General features: G+C 74.9%; 13 protein-coding genes. 6 read left to right on the forward strand and 7 right to left on the reverse strand.

Translation table 11 applies throughout. The features are described 5' to 3' along the window. Genes AGRA3207_RS11475 through AGRA3207_RS11490 form a run of 4 tightly spaced genes read left to right on the forward strand, consistent with a single transcriptional unit; the run spans nt 1 to nt 4,980 of the window. A complete protein-coding gene (locus tag AGRA3207_RS11475; RefSeq protein ID WP_231334580.1) occupies nt 1-1,410 on the forward strand; it encodes an MFS transporter in 1,410 nt (469 codons plus the stop codon). Next, nucleotides 1,407-2,402, forward strand: a complete 996-nt coding sequence (locus AGRA3207_RS11480; protein WP_231334581.1) for an acyl-CoA desaturase — start codon at nt 1,407-1,409, stop codon at nt 2,400-2,402. The genes AGRA3207_RS11475 and AGRA3207_RS11480 overlap by 4 nt, the downstream gene beginning before the upstream one ends. A gap of 57 nt (nt 2,403-2,459) precedes the next feature. Further along, nucleotides 2,460-4,076 (forward strand): AMP-binding protein, encoded by a 1,617-nt coding sequence (locus AGRA3207_RS11485; RefSeq protein ID WP_231334582.1) that lies wholly within the window; start codon nt 2,460-2,462, stop codon nt 4,074-4,076. A 13-nt stretch (nt 4,077-4,089) separates the two neighbouring features. Next, nucleotides 4,090-4,980, forward strand: a complete 891-nt coding sequence (locus AGRA3207_RS11490; RefSeq protein ID WP_231334583.1) for an SAM-dependent methyltransferase — start codon at nt 4,090-4,092, stop codon at nt 4,978-4,980. Here AGRA3207_RS11490 and AGRA3207_RS11495 read toward each other — a convergent pair. The 3 genes from AGRA3207_RS11495 to AGRA3207_RS11505 form a co-directional block, all read right to left on the reverse strand. Next, a complete protein-coding gene (locus AGRA3207_RS11495; protein ID WP_231334584.1) occupies nt 4,961-6,298 on the reverse strand; it encodes a condensation domain-containing protein in 1,338 nt (445 codons plus the stop codon). The genes AGRA3207_RS11490 and AGRA3207_RS11495 overlap by 20 nt on opposite strands. Nucleotides 6,299-6,396: 98 nt before the next feature. After that, nucleotides 6,397-7,224: an SAM-dependent methyltransferase gene (locus AGRA3207_RS11500; protein ID WP_231334585.1), complete on the reverse strand. Its 828-nt coding sequence runs from the start codon at nt 7,222-7,224 to the stop codon at nt 6,397-6,399. A gap of 160 nt (nt 7,225-7,384) precedes the next feature. Next, nucleotides 7,385-7,867 carry a luciferase domain-containing protein gene (locus AGRA3207_RS11505; protein WP_231334586.1) on the reverse strand — a complete coding sequence of 161 codons (483 nt, stop codon included), beginning with the start codon at nt 7,865-7,867 and terminating at the stop codon, nt 7,385-7,387. Between the two features lie 288 nt (nt 7,868-8,155). On the opposite strand from AGRA3207_RS11505, the gene AGRA3207_RS11510 reads away from it, so the two are divergent. Further along, nucleotides 8,156-10,078, forward strand: a complete 1,923-nt coding sequence (locus AGRA3207_RS11510) for a substrate-binding domain-containing protein (protein WP_231334587.1) — start codon at nt 8,156-8,158, stop codon at nt 10,076-10,078. 89 nt (nt 10,079-10,167) lie between these two features. Here AGRA3207_RS11510 and AGRA3207_RS11515 read toward each other — a convergent pair whose 3' ends face one another. After that, nucleotides 10,168-11,346, reverse strand: coding sequence for a 4-hydroxybenzoate 3-monooxygenase (locus AGRA3207_RS11515; RefSeq protein WP_231334588.1), 1,179 nt, complete (start codon nt 11,344-11,346; stop codon nt 10,168-10,170). A 309-nt stretch (nt 11,347-11,655) separates the two neighbouring features. Here AGRA3207_RS11515 and AGRA3207_RS11520 point away from each other — a divergent pair, with 309 nt between their 5' ends. Further along, nucleotides 11,656-13,275, forward strand: a complete 1,620-nt coding sequence (locus tag AGRA3207_RS11520) for a carboxylesterase/lipase family protein (protein ID WP_231334589.1) — start codon at nt 11,656-11,658, stop codon at nt 13,273-13,275. Between the two features lie 70 nt (nt 13,276-13,345). Here the strand turns inward: AGRA3207_RS11520 and AGRA3207_RS11525 are convergent, their stop codons facing one another. Genes AGRA3207_RS11525 through AGRA3207_RS39790 form a run of 3 tightly spaced genes read right to left on the reverse strand, consistent with a single transcriptional unit; the run spans nt 13,346 to nt 17,668 of the window. Continuing rightward, nucleotides 13,346-14,704: an amidase gene (locus AGRA3207_RS11525; protein WP_231334590.1), complete on the reverse strand. Its 1,359-nt coding sequence runs from the start codon at nt 14,702-14,704 to the stop codon at nt 13,346-13,348. Between the two features lie 37 nt (nt 14,705-14,741). Beyond that, entirely contained in the window at nt 14,742-16,382 is a 1,641-nt protein-coding gene (locus tag AGRA3207_RS11530; protein ID WP_231334591.1) for an amidohydrolase, read from the reverse strand. Continuing rightward, on the reverse strand, nt 16,379-17,668 hold the full coding sequence (locus AGRA3207_RS39790) for a hypothetical protein (protein WP_273700029.1): 1,290 nt from the start codon (nt 17,666-17,668) through the stop codon (nt 16,379-16,381). The genes AGRA3207_RS11530 and AGRA3207_RS39790 overlap by 4 nt, the downstream gene beginning before the upstream one ends. Nucleotides 17,669-17,690: the final 22 nt, after the last annotated feature.

Here is a 17,690-nt window from a genome sequence, read left to right on the forward strand (position 1 = left end):
ATGCGCACGGTCACCCGGACCGCCCCGCGGCCCGACTCCCGCTTCGCCGCCGCCGTCCCCCTCGTCGCGGTGGGCGCGGCGTTCCTGGCGATGTTCGACGCGACGGTGATCAACCTCGCCATCCCGGACCTCGCCCGCGACCACACCTCCGCGACCGTGACGGACCTGACCTGGACCATCACGCTGTACGCGGTCGTGTTCGCGGCGCTGCTGGCCCCGGCCGGGCGGCTGGCGGACGTCCTCGGGCACCGCACCGTGTACCTGGTGGGGATGGGGCTGTTCACCGTCGCGTCCCTGCTCTGCGCGGTGTCCCCGAACCTGCCGGCGCTGTTCGCCGGGAGGGCGCTGCAAGGCGCCGGGGCGGCCGTCATGGTGCCCGCGTCGCTCGCCCTGCTGCTGCGCTACACACCGCCCGATCGCATCGCCCGCGCCATCGGCCTGTGGGGCGCCACGAGCGCCGTCGCCGCCGCCATCGGGCCGAGCGCGGGCGGGGTGCTCGTCGACGCCCTGCACTGGCGCTCGCTGTTCTACGTCAACCTGCCCGTCGGGGTGGTGCTGCTCTGCCTGATCCCGGCGCTCCCCCGGTCCGAGGCGGGCGGCGGGAAGTGGCCCGACCTGCTCGGGACGGCCCTGCTCGGCCTCGGCATCGGGGCGGTGGTGCTGGGCGTCGCCCAGGGCCAGAGCTGGCATTGGACGGACGCCCGCACGGTCGGCTCGACGTCCGCCGGGGCGCTGATGCTGGCGTTCGCGCTCCTGCGGTCCGTCCGGCATCCGGTGCCCGCGATCGAGACCGTGCTGTGGCGTACGCGCCAGTACGCGATGGCGAACCTGGGGTCGTTCTGTTACGGCGCCGCGCTGTTCCCGTGGCTGCTCGTGGGCGTCCTCTACCTCACCGAGGTGTGGCACTACTCGGAGCTGGAGGCGGGCCTCGCGCAGAGCCCGGGCGCGGTCACCGCGGCCGTGAGCGCCCTGATGGTGTCCCGGGTGACGGCCCGGTACGGGCCGTGGGTCGCGATCAGCGGCGGCGCGGCGATCATGATCGGGGTGTCGGCCTGGATCCACACGCTGCTGACCCCGCACCCGCAGTTCCTCACCTTCTGGCTGCCGACCGGGCTCGTCGTCGGGGTCGGGATGGGCGCGCTGGCGAGCGGGGTGTCCAGCGCGGCGGCCATGGCCGTGGCCCCGCGGCGGTTCGCCGCGGCGATCGGGCTGAACACCGCCGCGCGGCAGGTGGGGGGCGCGCTCGGGATCGCCGCGCTCGCGGCCATCCTGCCCCTGGGGGCGGCCGCCGAGCCCGGCGACTACCTCGACGTGTACCTCTTCTGCGGGGCGGTGTCGCTGGTCAGCGTGGTCGCGGGCGTCCTGGTCGCGCTGGGCGGGCGGCGGGGGGCGGGGGGCGACCCGCCGTGAACGGCAGGGAGCACCGGCTGTTCATCGTGACCGCGTCGGTCGTCCCGCTCGTCGGCACGGCCGCGGCGATGGTGCTGCTGTGGAACCGCGTGTTCGGCCCCGGTGACCTCGTCGCGCTGGCCGTGATGTACACGGTCGCCGGGATCGGGATCAGCACGGGCTACCACCGGCTCCTCGCGCACCGGTCCTTCCGGACGTACCGGCCCGTCCATGACGCGCTGGCCGTCGCCGGGACGATCGCGGGCCAGGGCCCGGCCATCACCTGGGTCGCGCACCACCGCCGCCACCACCGGGTCGCGGACCGCGACGGCGACCCGCACAGCCCGTACTTCCAGGGCGAGCGCACCCGGACGGCCGTGCTCAGGGGCCTGTGGCACGCCCACCTCGGATGGCTGCTCGACGAGAGGCTCACGTCCGACCCCGTGCGGTACTGCCCCGACCTGGTGCGCGACCGCCACCTGCGCTGGATCAGCAGGCACTTCGTCTCTTTGCTGCTCGCCGGGCTCGCGGCCCCGGCGGTGCTCGGATTCCTGCTGACCGGCGGCCCCGCCGGGGCGGCCACCGGCTTCGTCTGGGGCGGGCTGGTGCGGCTGTTCCTGCTCAACCACACGACGTACGCGGTCAACTCCATCGGGCACGTCTACGGCAGGCGCCGGTTCAGCACCGCCGACGAGTCCCGCAACATCGGCTGGCTGGCGATCCCCACCTTCGGCGACTCCTTCCACAACAACCACCACGCCTTCCCGCGGGCGGCCGGCCACGGGATGCGCTGGTACGAGGCCGATCTGAGCGGGCTGTTCATCCTCGCGCTCGCCCGGGCGAACCTGGCCTGGGACGTGATCACCATCGACCGGGCGCGGCAGGACGCGCGCGCCGCCGGGCTCGTCCGGGCCGGATCCGGGCGGCACGCCCCCCTCACCCCGCCGGTGCCGCTCGCCGAGCGCCCGCGTTCCCGGGAGCCGGATCCCGGTGACGCCGGTGACATCGAGTAGGCGCGCACAGCACCAGACCGGAAAGTTCCACAGGACCCGAGGGATTCGAGCAGGCTTATGGACTCACTTTGGGATCACGTCCTCGGCGCGCGGCACGGCCGGCTCCACTGCTGGACGGGGCAGGGTTTCGTGACGGCGGGCTGGGACGAGGTGGCCGCCGACGCGCGCGCGATGGCCGGCGGGCTGCGCCGCCTGGGCGTGCGGCCGGGCGTGCACGTCGCCGCCGTCCTCACCAACTCCCCGCAGGCGGTCCGCGGGGTGCTGGCGGTGTGGCTGGCGGGAGGGACGGTGGTGTCACTGCCCGTCCCGGCCCGGGGCATGAGCCCGGACGAGTACGCCGGGCAGATCGCCACGCTCGTCGAGCTGGTCGGATCGCCGCTCCTGCTGACCGACGGCGAGACGGCCGGCACGATCCCCGAGAAGGTGCGGGCGCGGGTCCGCGCCACGGCGTGGGACTCGGTGGGCGCGGGGACGGTCCCCGCGCGGCCGCCCGGCGACGACGAGCCCGCGTTCGTCCAGTTCTCCTCGGGCAGCACCGACCGCCCGAAGGGCTGCGTGCTGACACCCCGCGCCATCGCCGCGCAGCTCGGCATGATCCGGGAGATGACCGGCGCCGTCCCCGGGCGGGAGACGGTCGTGTCGTGGCTCCCCCTCTCCCACGACATGGGCATGTTCGGGTGCCTGATGTTCCCGTGGGCGTTCGACATGCCGCTGGTGCTGTCCACGCCGCAGCGGTTCGGTTTCGGCCCGCGGAGCTGGTTCGCGGACCTGGCCGAGTTCGGCGGCACGATGACCGCGGGCACGAACACGGCGCTGCGCCTCGCCGCCCGCGCGCAGCGGGGACGGCCGCTGGCACGGCGGCTCGCCGTCCGGACGGCGATCGTCGGCGCCGAGCGGGTGGAGCGCGAGGCACTGCTGGCGGCCGTCGACGCCTTCGGGCCGAGCGGCCTGGCGCTGAGGGACCTCGTGCCCGCCTACGGCATGGCGGAGGCGACCCTCGCCGTGTCCGCGACGGCCCCCGGCGCCGAACCCCGGTTCCTCCCCGTGGACGGCATCGAGCTCGCCGACGGGAAGGTCGTTCCCGCCGACCCGGACGCGCCCGCGGCGTCCTGGCTCGTGGGCTGCGGGACGCCGTGCCCGGGCGTGGAGGTCGCCGCGCCCCCGGACGGGACGGTGGACGAGCTGGTCCTGCGGTCGCCCAGCCTCGCCGACGGCTACCACGGCGACCCGGGACTGACCCGCAGCCGGTTCACCGCCGACGGCTTCCGGACCGGCGACCTCGGCTTCCGCCACGACGGCGAGCTGTTCCCCGTCGGGCGGCTGGACGACGTGATCTCCGTCGGCGGGCGCAACGTCAACACCCGGGAGATCGAGCTGGCGGTCGACGGGCTCGCGCCGATCCGGCCGGGCTGCTCGGCCGTCCTCGACGTGGGACGGCTGGTGCTCGTCACCGAGCTGCGCAAGCACGGCGCCGACCTGCGCGCCGTCGCGGGCGCGGCGGGCGCGGTGGCGATGGCGAAGGCCGGCATCGCGCTGCACGAATGCGTGTTCCTCAGCCGCGGCGCGGTGCCGAAGACGCCCAGCGGCAAGATCCAGCGCTACCGCGCCCGGCAGCTCCTGCTCGCCGAGGAGCTCCCGACGATCGCCACCATCAGCCTCGACTCGACCGCCTGACGGGAGACCGGCCGTGACACCACCGTCCGAGCCCGCGCTGCACGGCGACCGCTACCGCGGCGCGTCCGACACCGCGATCCGGCACCACTACGACCTCGGCAACGCCTTCTACGAGCTGTGGCTGGACGAGAGCCGCACGTACTCGTGCGCGCTGTGGGACGGCCCCGGCGACGACCTGGCCTCCGCGCAGCGGCGCAAGCTCGCCTACATGGCCGAGGGCGCGCGGGCCACCGGCGCCGGCCGCGTCCTGGACATCGGCTGCGGGTGGGGCGGCATGCTGCGGCACCTGGTCGAGGAGCAGGGCGTCGGCCGGGTCGTGGGCCTCACGCTGAGCCCGTCGCAGCGGTCGTCCATCGAGGAGTGGGCCGACGACCGGTACGACGTGCGGGTGCAGAACTGGGCCGACCACGAGGACGGCGGCTACGACGCGATCGTCTCGCTGGGCGCGTTCGAGCACTTCGCCCGGCATGGGATGAGCCGGGCGGAGCGGCTGGAGGCGTACCGGGCGTTCTTCCGGCGCTGCCGCGGCTGGCTGCCGCCGGGCGGGCGGCTGGCGTTGCAGACGAACGTCGCGGGCCGGGCGCGGCCCCTGGACCGGCGGGCCGTCGGGGACATGATGTTCATCATCGAGAAGATCTTCCCCGAGTCGGTGATGCCGCCGCTCAGCGAGGTCGTCGAGGGCGCCGAGCGGTCGTTCGACGTGGTGACCGTCCGCAACGACCCCGACCACTACGCCCGCACGTGCCGGGCGTGGCACGACGCGCTGGCCGCCCGGCGCGCGGAGGCGGAGCGGGAGGTGGGCACGGAGGTCGTCGCCGACTACCTGCGTTACCTGTCGGCCTGCGTGCGCCAGTTCGAGCGCCGTGACCTCGGGCTGGCGAGGATCATCTTCGAACGGGTCTGACCGGCGCGTCGGGCTCCCGCGCGTAGGCCCGCAGGCAGCGGGTGAACCTGCCGTGCAGCTCCCGCATCTCCGTCTCGGCCCAGCGGAGCCGGTCGAACATCAGCTCCACGTCGAGGCCGTCCGCGACGAGGTCGACGTTGCACAGCGCGCTCCCCGGCCAGACGCAGGCCCGCATGGCGCGCTGGCCGGGCGGGAAGGAGAGCCGGACGCCCTCGACGGCGTCCCGCATCCCGGCTCCGGTCCGCTGCGGCCGGAATTGCAGGAACATGGCCCGGAAATGCCGTTCGCGGTAGAGCCGCGCGACCTCCTCCACGCGCGACGGCAGCTCCGAGATCCTGATGTCCTGGTGCATGTGCGTGAGCCACGCGTCGGCGGCGACCGCCGACAGGGCGGCGCGGCGGCTCGGCGCGCCGACGGTGCGGCGGAAGACGACGTCGGAGATCAGCAGGCCGACCGTGTCCTCGAACGCGCCGCCGCCCCGGCCGTGCACGATGCACATCGTGGTCACGTCGGCCTCTCCGGTCAGCCCGGCGACCGTCTCCTCGAACGCGGCGAGCGTCGCGTGGAAAAGGGAGCAGCGCTGCTGCTCGCAGACCTCCTCCAGCAGCCGGCGGGTGCCGGGGTCGATCCGCTCCCGCAGGAAGACCATCCGCTCACCGGACGCGCCGCCCCGCCGTGGCCGCTCGAACGGCGGCGGCGCGGCCCCCCGCAGCTTCTTCGCCCAGAAGGCCGCGGCACGCGCGCCGGGCCCGCCCTCCCGCCAGGTGCGCTCGTCGTCGCAGACGGCCTGACGGTGCGCGATGTGGTCGGCGAACTGCGGCGCCTCCGGCAGCGCCGGGACGTCCCCCCTGGCCAGCGCCGCATACGCGTTGAGGAAGTCCCTGACGACGACGCCGATGGACGCGATGTCCGCGACGGCGTGCGGCAGCGCGAGGTGGACGGCCAGCCTGCGCGGCGACTCGACCACGGCCACCACCCGGAAGACCGGCAGCGCGGCCGGGTCGATCGGCCGCCGGGCCAGATCGTCGACCATCGCCATGAGCGTGCCGGGGGCCGCCCGGTGGACCTCGAAGCCGACCGCCTCGTCCCGGTACGGGTGCACCGCCTGCCGGCCCTCGTCGAGATCGACGGTGGTGCGCGCCGCCCCGTGCGCGCGGCACACGGATTCCGCCGCCGTTCTCAGCAGATCCAGATGGTAGGGACCGTCCATTGTCACGGTGGCGTCCGTGATTATCGTCGGGCCGGTCACCGAGTACTGGACCGCGGAGATCGGCGGGGCCTTCTCGGCGCGATCCTCGACCGTACGCTCGTCAGCCACCTGACCGAGGATAGACACCCGGATAGGAAATGCCCAGGCCACAAGAACGGAATGGCCACTGCGGGACCCTTCCATTCCTGATGGTCATCTTCGGGACGTCACGGTTTGCGGGCGGCGGCGGCGTACATGTTGGTGGCGGTGTCGGGGAGCGGCCTGTCCCCGGGCGCGGGATGCCAGCGCGGCATGGGGACGACGCCCGGGTCGAGGATCTCCAGGCCGGTGAGGAGGCGTTCGACCTCGGAGCGGTCGCGGAGGTACATCGGGATGCCCCTGCGCGTGTACTCCGCCGCCAGGCGCCGGGATTCGGGGGCGAGGTCGCCGGTGGGGATGGTGAGGGCGACGTGGCTGCCGGGGGCGAGGGGCTCGACGAGCGCCTCCACCAGGGCCTGGGCGTCCTCGACGAACTGGAGCACCGCGATCAGGGTGAGCGCGACCGGCTCGGACAGGTCGAGGACGTCCTCCAGGACGGGGTCGCCGAGCAGCGACCCGGGTGAGCGCATGTCCGCCTGGATGTAGGCGGTGCGTCCCTCGGGGGTGCCGGTCAGCAGCGCCCGCGCGTGGGCGAGGACGATCGGGTCGTTGTCGACGTAGACGATCCGGGCGCCGGGCGCGCGTTCCTGGACGACCTCGTGCAGGTTCGGCGAGGACGGGATGCCGGTCCCGACGTCGATGAACTGCCGCATGCCGAGGCCGGTGAGGTGGCGGGCCATCCGGTGCATGCAGGCCCGGTTGGCGAGCATCGAGGTGCGCAGCCCGGGCCAGTCCGCCAGGACCTGCGCGGCGGTGTCCCGGTCGGCGGCGTAGTTGTCCTTGCCGCCCATGATGAAGTCGTAGACCCGCGCCGAGTGCGGCCGGTCGGTCTGGAGGTCGATCTGGTCGAGCGGTTCCCGGGGATCGTGGTCGGTACCGTCCGGGGCATCCGACATGCGCGGTCCTGCCTTTCGCTCGCGGGCACCACGAGCCGCCGCCCCGGCTCCCGGCCCCTCCAGCGGAGCACTATAGCCGCGCGCCGTAAAGGGGGCGGGCCGAGCCGGAAAGATCGCGGACGACCGGAGGGCGGGCGGTGGCGGGCGGTGCCGGGCGGGGTCAGCGGCCGAGCAGGGACGCGGTCCTGGTGGCCGTCCTGACGGCGTGTTCGGCGGCGGACCTGGCGGCCGCCCGGGAGACGAACCGGGCGGCCGTCCCCGGGGCGGTCCGCGGGCAGTCCGCCGCCGCGCGGCGCGAGGGTCCGCCGGCGGGGTCGTTGGCCTGAATGGCGAGGCTGACCAGGGACTGGAGGAGGAAGAGGTCGCCGTCGGTGTCCAGATGGACCTGGACCCAGCCGATGTCGGGGAAGACGTCGATGCGCTCGGAGCCGCTGAGGGTCGCCGTGAGGCGGCCGATCACGTCCGGGGTGAGGAATACTTCTGCGAGGTCGCCCTGGTGGAAGTGGACGATCTGCAACCCCGGAAGCGCCAGGGCACGGCCGGGCGGGCAGGCGGCCCGGCATGCCTTCAGCGGCCAGTTGGCGAAGCGGTCGACCGCAAGGTCGGCGTAGGAAACGGAGCGGTGGCTGCGTCCTCGGCTCATGGCTCCAGCGTGGTGGAAGCCCGCCCCGCGTGATCGGCCCGCGGGCGTCCTGGTCGGCTCCGGGGCTTCCTGGTGCCTTCCAGGAAGCCTCCGGGTGTTCCTGGAAGCGTCCGGGGAGGGGCCGCCGATCGTCCAGATGGGCACCAGTACGCGAACTTTGGGACAACTCGCGGAGCCCGCACCCGTTCCGCCTTCATGCTGGATCGTCTCCCCCGTGGCGGGGCGCCCGTTCGGGGGCCGGGTCGGGCGCCCGAACGGGGGGACGGCGGGAGAGGGACGGAGCGGGCGGTGGACTCCTATCTCGACCGGCTGGCGGACTTCACCCGCGAGCTGGTCGTCCAGCTGGGCGGGAACGGTCCGGCCGTGCTGGCGAAGCGGACGGGGCTGCGGGAGGCGACCGTCCGGGCGCTGCTGGCCGGCGACGGTGGGCTGCCGTCCTGGGAGGTCGTCAGCGCGTGCCTGGCCGCGGCGGGCGCCGGCGGCACCGCGGCCGGGGTGGTGCGCGAGCGGTGGGCGGCGGCGGAGCGGGCCCTGTGGGACGAGCGCGGCGCCGGCCTGCTCGCGGCGTTCGAACGCAACCGGAACGGCAAGCCCGCCAAGATCGTCGAGACGTACCGGGCGAAGGTGCCGTGGCGGCGGCTGACCTCGCGGCATCCCGTGGTGTTCGAGCCGTGGGCCATGCCGGCGTTCACCGCCGAGCGTGAGCTGCCCGATCCGTCCGCGGCCCGTGACATCCGGGACTTCTACCGCTTACTGGCGGAGCTGAAGGTCTGGGCGGGCTCGCCGCGGCAGTCGGAGATCGAGAGGCGCTCGTGGGGCACGCTGCCCGACGCCACGATCAGCGCGATGCTCCAGAAGGACCGCTGGCGGACGACCAGCGACCGCGAGCGCGTCAGGATCGGCCACTTCGCGGCGGCGTGCGGGCTCCCCGAGGCGGAGGCGGCGCTCTGGGCCGAGTCGTACGAGCGGCTCCGGCACGTCGCGCCGCCCGACGACCTGGCGCAGGCCCGCGCCGAGGCGGCGGCGCTGCGGCTGCGGCTCGCCGAGTCCGAGGCGACGGCCGAGGAGCTGCGCGGGCGCCTGGCCGCGGCCGAGGGCCGGGAACGCACGCGAGAGGCACGGACGCCCGCGGGGGCGCCGGGCACCCTGGGCGCTCCACCGGAGGCGGGACGACGAGAACCGGGCGGGCCCGCGCCGGGTCAGAGGGGGCCGCGCGGGTGGCGGCCGCGCACGCGGGGGCCGCTGGCCGCGGCGGCCGCCGTGCTGCTGTTCGCCGGTGGCGTCGGGGTGGGCGGGGCGGCGTTCGGGGACGGCTCCGCGTCGCAGGACCCGGAGTGCTTCAGCGGCAGGCTCCGGCTGATCGGCTCCACCGCGTTCGAACGGACGGCGGACGCCATCGCGCGGGGTTACGAGGCCGCGTGCCCGGACGCGGCCGTCGAGGTGCGGGCCATCGGTTCCAACGAGGGGCTGCGGGCCCTCACCCTCGGCAACGCCGCCACGACGATCGCGATGCACGACGGGTATCTCGCGGCCGATTCGGACGAGGTCAAGTCACGGGGTTTCCGCGGCTACGCGGTCGCGCTGACCGCGTTCGCCGTCGTCGTCCACAAGGACACGAAGATCACGGGGCTGTCGGTCCAGCAGCTGCGGTCGGTCTACTCCCCGCGGGGCGGGCCCACGAGCTGGAAGCGGTTCCCGGGCGGCGCCGACGTGCCGATCCGGATGGTCAGCAGGACCGAGGGCTCGGGAACCCGGACGATCTTCGAGGAGCAGGTGCTCGACGAGCCCGAGCCGGAGCTGTCGTCCCGGGACTGCCGGCGCAAGGACCAGATCCGCGCCGCCGCCCACGTGATCCGCTGCGAGCGCAGCAGCCAGGCGCAGGTCCTCGGCACCGTCGACCAGCTTCCGGGCGCGATCGGCTACGCCGAGCTGCACGCCGCGGCGAACGCCCGCCTCTACCCCAACGTGCGCATCCTCACGCTCGACGGGAGGCGGGCGGCGATCTCCTCGGTGGAGAACCGCTACCCGTTCGCCGCCCCCGAGGTCCTCTACACCTACGGGCCGCCGGCGAACGGCGCCCCGGCCTCGGCGTTCCTCACCTTCATGGCCGGGGACGGCGCGCGGAGACTGCTCGAACGGGCGGGCGCCATCCCCTGCCTGTCGGCGGCCTCGCTGCTCTCCCTGGCCTGCCAGCCCGGTTCGCCCGCCTGACGGCGGCCGCGCACGTCCGCCGCACGTCCGCCGCGCACGTCCGCCGTGCGCGTCCGCCGCCGGGGGCGTTCCAGGATCGGGCCGGCGGGTCAGCCGCCCGCCATCAGGTCGGCGAACGCGCGGGCCGCGGGCTCGGAGGTGAACAGCCGGTCCAAGCGGGCCCGCGCGAGCCGGTGGCGGAACGTCCCGGCCAGCGAGGCGTCCCCCGCCTCGTGGACCATCTCCGTCATCCAGCAGGAGTACTCCTGGTAGTTCCACACCCGCCGCAGGCAGGTCGCGGAGTAGGCGTCGAGCAGTGAGCCGTCGCCGTCGCGCACGGCCGCGCGCAGCGCCCGGGCGAGCACGTCCGCGTCGCCGATCGCGAGGTTCATGCCCTTGCCGCCCATCGGGGTGACGATGTGCGCCGCGTCCCCGGCCAGGAAGAGGGAGCCGTACCGCATCGGGTCGACGACGAGGCTGCGCATGTCCACGACGCCCTTCTCGGTGATCGGCCCCGCGGGCAGGTCCCCGTCGGCGAGCCGCAGCCGCAGCTGGGCCCAGACCCGCTCGTCGTCCCAGTCGCCGGGGCCGTCGTCCGGCGGGCACTGGAGGTAGAAGCGGCTGGCCCTCGGCCCGCGCGGGAACTGCGCCGCGAAGCCGTGCGAGGTGATCGCGAAGAGCGGGTGGCGGGGCGGCGGGATGTCGGCGAGGACGGTGAGCCAGCCGATGCCGTGGTCGTAGGAGAAGGCGGTCAGGGCACCGGCGGGCACCGACGCCCGGCTGACGCCGTGCTGGCCGTCGCATCCGGCGACGTACGCGCAGGCGATCTCGCGGACGGTCCCGCCGGGGTCGCGGTAGGTCACCCGCGGGGCGGTGCCGCCGAGGTCGTGCGGTGTGACCTCGGCGGCGTCGAAGCGCAGGTCTCCCCCGTCCTCAAGGAACGCGGCGATGAGCCGCCCGACCAGCACCTGCTGCGGGACGATCCGGCCCGTCCTGCCGTCCGACAGCGCGGGGACGTCGAGGTGGCGCGGTTCCCCGTCCACGCGGATCTCCAGGGTGCCGTCGCCGGGGGCGCCCGCCAGGATCCCGCCGAGCCCCGCCTCCTCGAAGATCCGCGTCCCGGCGTGGTCGAGGACGCCCGCGCGCTGCCGCCGCTCCACATACGACCGGCTCCGCCGCTCCAGCACCACGCACGCCACGCCGGCCCGCCGCAGCAGGCAGGCCAGGGTCAGCCCGGCCGGGCCCGCTCCAATGACGACGACCTCGCTGCTCTCGCGCACGCTCGGCATGGACGGTCTCCTCCTGCTGTTCGGCGGCCTGATGCCCGGTGTCCCGCCGCGTCGCGCGGCGTCCCGGCCGATGCCGTTCCGGACCCCATGATGATGGGCCAAGGCGCGGTGCCCCGCAATTGGACCGGGAAGTCAATGAGCGGCTCCTGGGGGGCGCAATGGCCCGGCTCCGTCAATGCGATCCGGCCGCGCGGACGTTGACAAGGAAACAAACGCGCGCAAATTGTCCATTCAATATTTCACTGCGCCCGGCGCCGCTGCAATGATCGGAGAAGCCCCATATCCGCATGGTTTCGACCGGAGGACCAGATGAGGTCCAGTATCACCCTGAAGTTGATATTGTCCGTCGCCGTCGCCGCCACCGGAATGACGGCGGCGCGCGCGGCGGCTGCGGCCCCGGCGGCCGCTCCGGCGTGCTCGGACGGCACGCTCGTCCAGACCGACGCCGGTCCCGTGTGCGGCACCGCCGGAGACCGGATCACGAACTGGCTGGGGATCCCGTACGCCGCCCCGCCGGTCGCGGGCCGGCGGTGGAAGCCGCCCTCGCGGCATCCCGGCTGGACGTCGCCGCTCCAGGCGACCGAGCCGGGCAGCGCCTGCCCGCAGCCGTCGGACTTCAGGCCCGGGTCGACCAACGAGGACTGCCTGAAGCTGAACGTCCGGGTCCCCGCGGTCTCCGGGGGCGGGCCGCTGCCCGTCATGGTGCAGCTGCACGGCGGCGGGTTCCGCCTCGGCACCCCCTCCGACGGCACCCGTCTCGCCAAGGCCGGGCAGGTGATCCAGGTGGAGATGGAGTACCGGCTGGGCATCGTCGGGTTCCTGTCCCACGCGAGCCTCGGCGCGAACTCCGGGAACTACGGGCTCCAGGACCAGCAGGCGGCGCTCGGCTGGGTGCGGCGCAACATCGCCCGGTTCGGCGGCGACCCCCGCAACGTCACCATCTTCGGGCCGTCCGCCGGGGGCTCCAGCGTGTGCGCCAACATGGCGTCCCCCACCGCCCGCGGGCTGTTCGACAAGGGGATCATCGAGAGCGGCGAGTACAGCTCGCTGCGCGGCGTCGACACGACCTGGCAGCCGCAGGACTGCGCGACCCGGCTGCCGACGCGGGCCGAGGCGCAGCGCGCGGGCGCCCGCTTCGCCGCCGCCGTCGGGTGCGGCACGGCCGCGGACGTCGCCGCCTGCCTGCGCGGGGTGCCGGTGCAGACCCTGCTCGACAAGGCGGGCAACGGGCTCGGCGCGGACAGCGGCACGATCGCGCCCATCGTCGACGGCAAGACCCTGACCACGTCGCCGGGCAAGGCGTTCGCGTCCGGCACGTTCAACAAGGTCCCGGTCATCCACGGCGTGGCCAGGGACGAGACGCAGATCCTCCCCGCCGAGACGCCCGCCGCGTACGAGGAGCTCGTCCGACGCCAATACGGGGAGCACGCGCCCGAGGTGCTGAAGCGCTACCCGCTGGCCCGGTTCCCGCAGCCCGCGGCGTACATCGCGTCCCGGACGATCCTCGCCGACGCCAACTCCGTCTGCCCGGCGCTGCTCAACGACCGCCGCCTGGCCGAGCACGTCCCCGTCTACGCCTACCAGTTCGACGACACGAACCCGCCGCCGCTGCCGTTCGTCGACTCGTCGAAGCCCGCCGGCGCCCTGCATGTCGGCGAGTTCGGCTACCTGTTCCACGGCACGTTCCCGGGCCAGCCCCCGCTGAACCCCAACCAGCGGCCGTTCCTGGAACAGCTCACCGCGCAGTGGTCGGGTTTCGCCCGCACCGGCGACCCCACCGTGGACGGCACCCCGCTGTGGACCCGGTTCTCGTCCAAGGACAAGGCCGTGATGTCGCTGCTGCCCGCCGGGGACAGCCAGATGAACTTCGACATCGCCCGGCAGCACAACTGCGCGTTCTGGAACCGGCTCGCGCCGTTCGGCCGGTGACGCGATGACCCGGTGACGCGATGACCCGGTGACGCGGCGGCCCGGGCCCCGCGGGTGCGGTGGCCCGGGTTCAGCGTCCCAGGGACTCGAAGGCGGCGCCGGCGGCGAGGAGGTCGTGCTCGGCGTAGTGCCGGGCGATCAGCTGGATCCCCGCCGGGCGGTCCGCGGGCGCGGTGCCCGGCGGGACCGACAGGGCGGGGTGGCCGGTGTGGTTGGCCAGGGACGTGAGCCGGACCATGGCCGCCACGGCGTCCTCGGGGCGCCCGGCCAGCTCCACCTCGGTCCGTCCCAGCGGTGGCGGGTCGACGGCCATCGTGGGCAGCGCGATGACGTCGGCCCCCGCCAGGATCTCGTCGAGCCGGGCCCGCAGGAGCATCCGGCCCCGCTGCGCGGCGAGGTAGGCGCCGGTGCCGACCTCGGCGCCCGCGAGGATCCCGTCCCGCATCGCCGGGCCGTAGCGGTCGTCGGGCTCGCCGAAGCGGCGCAGGTGGTAGGCGGCCATCTCGGCGGACAGGACGGGCCAGTGGACGGCCTTGACGTCCTCCTGGTCCGGCAGGTCCGCCGTGACCGGCTCCGCGCCCGCGGCGCGGGCGGCGTCCACCGCGGCGGTGAACTCCTCACGCAGGTGGGGGTCCACAACGTCGAGGTAGTCCTCGGACGGGACGGCGATCCGCATGCCCGCCAGGCGCGCGGGTGCTCCGGAGACGGCATCACCGGCGCGGACGGCGTCGCCGCCTCGGCCGGTCCCGGCGAGCAGGGCGTCCAGCGTCACGGCGACATCCTCGACGGTGCGGCCGATCGGCCCGGCGTGGTCCAGCGACCAGGCGAGCGGGACGATCCCGTCCGTCGGCAGGAGGCCGTAGGTGGGCTTGAGGCCCACGACCGCGCAGCACGCGGCCGGGATGCGGACGCTGCCGCCGGTGTCGGTGCCGAGCGCGGCGAAGCACATCCCGGCGCGCACCGCGGCCGCCGAGCCGCCGCTGGAGCCGCCCGCGGTGCGGGTCGCGTCGAACGGGTTCCGCGCCGGGCCCAGCGTGGTGAGGGCGAACTCGTCCTGGGTGGTCGAGGCGACGACGACCGCGCCCGCCCGCCGCAGCGCGGCGACGACGGAGGCGTCACCGGACGCGACGGCCCCGGAGAGGACCCGCGAGCCCGCGTCCTGCGGCATGCCCTCCATGGCGATCATCGACTTGACGGCGACCGGCACGCCGTCCAGCGGGCCGAGCGCCCGCCCCGCGGACAGCCGCTCCGCCGCGAGGGCCGCCTCGGCGCGGGCGCGGCCGGCGCGCGGATGCGCGACGGCCCGCAGCCGGTCGCCGGCGACGCGGCGCAGCGCCGCCTCGACGACGTCCACCGGCGACGCCTTCCCGTCGTCGTAGAGGGTCCGCAGCCCGCGGATCGAGCCGTCCAGGACCGCGTCGTTCGGCATCGTCGCTCCTCCGCGGGGCGGGTCGTGGTCGATCACGTCAGGCGGGTCCTTCCCAGACAGGGCGCCCGCCGACCCAGGTGCTCGTGACGGGGATGCCGGCCAGGCCCTCGGGGTCGGCGCGCAGCGGGTCCTCGGCCAGGACGGTGAAGTCGGCCAGGAACCCGGGCAGGAGGCGTCCCTTGAAGTGCTCCTCACCGGAGGCGGCCGCGGACCCGGCCGTGTACACCTCCAGCGCCTCGTAGGGGGTCAGCCGCTCGTCCTCGCCGAGGACGGTGCCGTCCAGGCTCCGGCGGGTGGTCATCGACTGGAGCGCGTACAGCGGTTCCGGCGGGCCGCAGGGGTGGTCGGACGACCCCGCCACGGTGATCCCCGCTTCCCGGAACGTGCGGTGCGGGCTGATCCGGGCCGCCCGCTCGACGCCGTAGTGGGCCACCAGGTTGCGGCCGTGGTAGCGGACGAACGCGCCGAACGGCACCGGGATCACCCCCAGCCGCCGGATGCGTTCCACGAGCCGTTCGTCCACCACCGAGCAGTGCTCGATGCGGTGCGCCTGCCCGGGCCGCGCGGGCACGCGGGCGGCGGCGTCCTCCATCGCGTCCAGGACCTTGCCGATGGCCAGGTCGCCGTTGGCGTGCACGGCCAGCCTGCCTCCGGCGGCGTGCACCCGGTGGACGACCTCGGTGATCTCCTCGTCCGGCATGACCTGGATGCCGCCGGTCGGCTCGCCCTGGGCGCCGTTGTAGGGGCGCGAGCACAGGCAGGTGCCGCCGGAGACCGCGCCGTCGGCCATCATCTTCACGCCGGTGAAGCGCAGCCACTCATCGCCGAAGCCGGTGCCCAGGCCCAGCCGGGGCGCCGGGTCGAAGTGCTCGTACCACAGCAGCATCCCGATCCGGGCGGTGAGCGCACCGCCGTCGCGGGCGCGCTGGTACAGCTCCCAGTCGGCGGGGTGGACCATGGCGTCGCAGATCGAAGTGATGCCCGCGGCGTTCATCTCCCCGACGATCCGGCGCAGCGACTCCACCCGCGCCTCGGCCGTCGGCACCGGGACGAGCGCGGGCTTGGCGCCGTGCCCGAAGAAGCCCTCCGTCCAGGCGCGCTCCCACACCACGCCGGTCAGCCGCCCGCCGTCGCGCACCAGCTCGCCGCCGACCGGGTCGGGCGTGCCCTCGTCGTAGCCGGCGGCGGCGAGCGCCGCGGAGTTGGCCACCGCGCCGTGGTAGGAGTAGTGGATGATCAGCACCGGGTGACGGGCGGAGACCCGGTCCAGCAGGTCACGGCCGACCGCGCCGCCGTCCTCGGTGCGGGACACGTCGAAGTTGTGCCCGACGACCCACGCGCCGTCCGGCGTGCGGGCCGCGCGCTCGGCCAGCGCCCGCCGCACCTCCTCGGCGCTGCCGGTCACGGTGGGCGCGAGGTCGACGTACAGCCCGCCGTCGGCCAGCACCGACGGGTGGGCGTGCGCGTCGTTGAAGCCCGGCACCACCACGCCCCGGCCGAGGTCCACCACGTCGGCGCCGGGGAAACGGTCGAGGAGCTCCGGGGCGGCGCCCACGGCGATCACCCGCTCGCCCAGCGTCACGAGGGCGTCGGCCGCGCCGCCCGTGTGCCCGCCCATGGTGACGACCCGGCGTGCCCGCACCACCTGCGGCCGGTGCCCCTCCTCGGCCCGGGTCATACCAGGCCCGCCGAGTCGAGCAGCTTGAGCGCGGGGATCCCCAGCGCGCTGATGACGGTCATCGACATGACGCTCCCTATGAACGGATGGAAGTCGGAGGGCAGCCGGACGGCGACGGCCCTCGCCAGCGGCGGCCCGGCAGCGGCGCCCGCCGCCGCCGCCAGGACGATCACCCGCCAGCCGCCGCCCGTGACGAGCACCGCCGCCGGGGCCAGGGACACCACGGGCACGAACGTGGGGTACCAGCCGTGGCGCTCCCACCGTCCGGAGTGCAGCCATACCCCCCAGACGGCGGTGAGGATCTGCGCGGTGAGCAGGTCGGGGACGAGGCCGCTGCCGTAGGACGGCCCCAGCGGGTCGATCACCCAGGCCAGCAGCAGCCCCGCCAGGAGCCCGGCCGAGGCCCACTCGTTGCCGTAGAACTGGGCCTCGCTGAAGTCCGCCAGCGCCCGCCGCGCCACCCACATCCGGGGCCGCGCGGGGACACCGTCCACGGCACCGGACGCGGCGGACGTGCCGGATGTGCCGGACGGGGCGGGCCCGTCGATGGCGGCGGGCCCGTCCATGGCAGCGGTCTCACCGGGGGTCTCGTCGGCCGCCTCGGTGCGCGGGTCGTCGGGCGGCGGCGGGGTGGGCATCCAGGGCAGGTGGCGGGCGACGAGGAAGGCGAGCAGCGCGCCCGCCGACATGCCGCCCACGTTGGCGACGACGGCGGGCAGGTCCAGTGGCGGGCAGACGTGGTGCCAGATCAGCAGCGACGCCGGGGTGACCAGCAGGGCGCCCAGCGCGCCCGCCGTCAGCGCGATCCGCGTCCCGCCGCCGTAGACCAGCACCATCGCGGGCGGCACCGACACGAACGGCACGAACGTCGGCTGCCACTCGCCGTCCGCCATCGTCCAGCCCCACAGCGCGTTCGACAGCAGCAGCCCGGTCCCGGCGGCGAGCAGGACCCAGGGCCACAGGCCGGTCCCGTAGGCGATGTCGAATCCCCGGCCCCGCCACCGGCGCCGCGCCGCCAGATGCGCCACCGCGGCGGCGCCGAGCAGGCCCGCGCCCGCGAGCCACGCCTGGTAGAACTGCGCCTCGGTGGTGTCGCCGAGGATCCAGTCGAGCCAGGCGGCCGCGCCCCGTCCGTTCGGGGTGGCCGCCGCGGGCCCCAGCGCCGACAGGTGGTCCTCGGCCGCGTTCATCGCCAGGTTGAGCAGCACGGCGCCCGCGCACAGCACCAGCACCTGCGGAACCGGATGCGACCTCCGAGTGACGCCGGCCTCGGCCGTCACCGTCATGGGCCTCCCTTCGCACCCCCGT

The organism is Actinomadura graeca (assembly GCF_019175365.1).
Classification (GTDB): Bacteria; Actinomycetota; Actinomycetes; order Streptosporangiales; family Streptosporangiaceae; genus Spirillospora; species Spirillospora graeca.

Coding starts and splice junctions, on each gene's coding strand:
- AGRA3207_RS11475 (WP_231334580.1), top strand. CDS start 1: ATGCGCACGGTCACCCGGACCGCCCCGCGGCCCGACTCCCGCTTCGCC.
- AGRA3207_RS11485 (WP_231334582.1), top strand. CDS start 2,460: ATGGACTCACTTTGGGATCACGTCCTCGGCGCGCGGCACGGCCGGCTC.
- AGRA3207_RS11500 (WP_231334585.1), bottom strand. CDS start 7,224: ATGTCGGATGCCCCGGACGGTACCGACCACGATCCCCGGGAACCGCTC.
- AGRA3207_RS11505 (WP_231334586.1), bottom strand. CDS start 7,867: ATGAGCCGAGGACGCAGCCACCGCTCCGTTTCCTACGCCGACCTTGCG.
- AGRA3207_RS11515 (WP_231334588.1), bottom strand. CDS start 11,346: ATGCCGAGCGTGCGCGAGAGCAGCGAGGTCGTCGTCATTGGAGCGGGC.
- AGRA3207_RS11520 (WP_231334589.1), top strand. CDS start 11,656: ATGAGGTCCAGTATCACCCTGAAGTTGATATTGTCCGTCGCCGTCGCC.
- AGRA3207_RS11525 (WP_231334590.1), bottom strand. CDS start 14,704: ATGCCGAACGACGCGGTCCTGGACGGCTCGATCCGCGGGCTGCGGACC.
- AGRA3207_RS11530 (WP_231334591.1), bottom strand. CDS start 16,382: ATGACCCGGGCCGAGGAGGGGCACCGGCCGCAGGTGGTGCGGGCACGC.
- AGRA3207_RS39790 (WP_273700029.1), bottom strand. CDS start 17,668: ATGACGGTGACGGCCGAGGCCGGCGTCACTCGGAGGTCGCATCCGGTT.